Origin of the sequence: Streptomyces sp. NPDC006743, assembly GCF_040703815.1 — a bacterium.
GTDB lineage: Bacteria > Actinomycetota > Actinomycetes > Streptomycetales > Streptomycetaceae > Streptomyces.
The window spans coordinates 1-1,134 of sequence record NZ_JBEYJA010000168.1 but is presented as its reverse complement, the minus strand read 5'-3'; the positions used below and the strand labels follow the sequence as shown (position 1 = coordinate 1,134).

Genomic DNA, 1,134 nt, shown 5'->3' with positions numbered 1-1,134 from the left:
AGAGGTCGTTTTCACCTGGACTGCACTGGAATGAACCGATTACCGGAGCATGAGGTCGTGGGAATCGTGAGGTGTCAGGTGTGCTTCGGCGTCTGTGGGTCTGGCGGGGTGGCAGGTGAGGCGAGATAAGACTTGTTCCTGTCTCATCCCAGAAAGCCCGGCCTTCGCGGTCGGCCTGCGTGCTTCCGTTGTCGTTGCTGTGCGCCTGGGCGCACTCGGTCCGGAGCGGTACGCCGGAAGCATGCCGACGCGACGCCCGTATCCGAGTGATCTGTCCGATGCCCGCTGGGAGTTGATCGAACCGGTGCTGTCAGCCTGGCGTTTCGAACGTCGCGGCAGGGCCCTGGACTTCGGCCGTCCGCCCGAGCACGACCTGCGCGACATCATGGACGCGATCCTGTACGTGGACCGCACCGGCGTGCAGTGGCGCTACCTCCCACACGACTTCCCCCACTGGAACACGGTCTACGGCTACTTCGCCAGGTGGCAGCGGGAAGGGGTGTTCGCCCAGCTCAACGGCCTGCTCAGGCGACTGCTGCGGCAGAAAGAGGGCCGTGACAGCGAACCAACGGCCTGTGTGATCGATGCCCAGAGCGTCAAGACCTCCACCAGCGTTCATGCCTCCAGTCAGGGCATCGACGCCGGAAAGAAGATCGTCGGCCGCAAGCGGAGCATCGTCACCGACACGATCGGACTCCTGCTGACCGTCGTGGTCACCGCGGCGAGCGTGCAGGACTCCGTCGCCGGCACCGATCTGATCGACCAGGTGGCTGCCGCCCACCCCACCGTCCGCAAGGTCTGGGTGGACGGCGGCTACCGCCAGCACCTCGTCGAACACGCCGCCACCCTCGGCATCGACATGGAAATCGTCCAACGCACACCCGGAACCAGAGGCTTCACCCCACTGCCCAAACGCTGGACCGTGGAGCGGACCTACGGATGGCTGATGCTCCACCGTCGCCTGGCCCGCGACTTCGAGACCCTGCCCACCCGCTCCGAAGCCATGATCCAGCTGGCCATGACCGACCTGATGGCCCGCCGCCTCACCGGCGAGAACACGATCTCCTGGCGCGACCCGACACCCCAGGATCAAACACCCATTCCGGGATAAAACATCGGGAGAAAACGACCTCT

The 1,134-nt window shown here is 65.0% G+C and carries 1 protein-coding gene; it reads left to right on the top strand.

All coding sequences use genetic code 11. From position 1 onward, the window contains the following. The first annotated feature begins 241 nt into the window (after positions 1 to 241). On the top strand, positions 242 to 1,111 hold the full coding sequence (locus tag ABZ719_RS37715; protein ID WP_360981102.1) for an IS5 family transposase: 870 nt from the start codon (positions 242 to 244) through the stop codon (positions 1,109 to 1,111). The last annotated feature ends 23 nt before the right edge of the window (positions 1,112 to 1,134 follow it).

Bases quoted from the DNA above. Each gene is read 5' to 3' on its own strand.
- ABZ719_RS37715 (WP_360981102.1), top strand. From the start codon at position 242: ATGCCGACGCGACGCCCGTATCCGAGTGATCTGTCCGATGCCCGCTGG.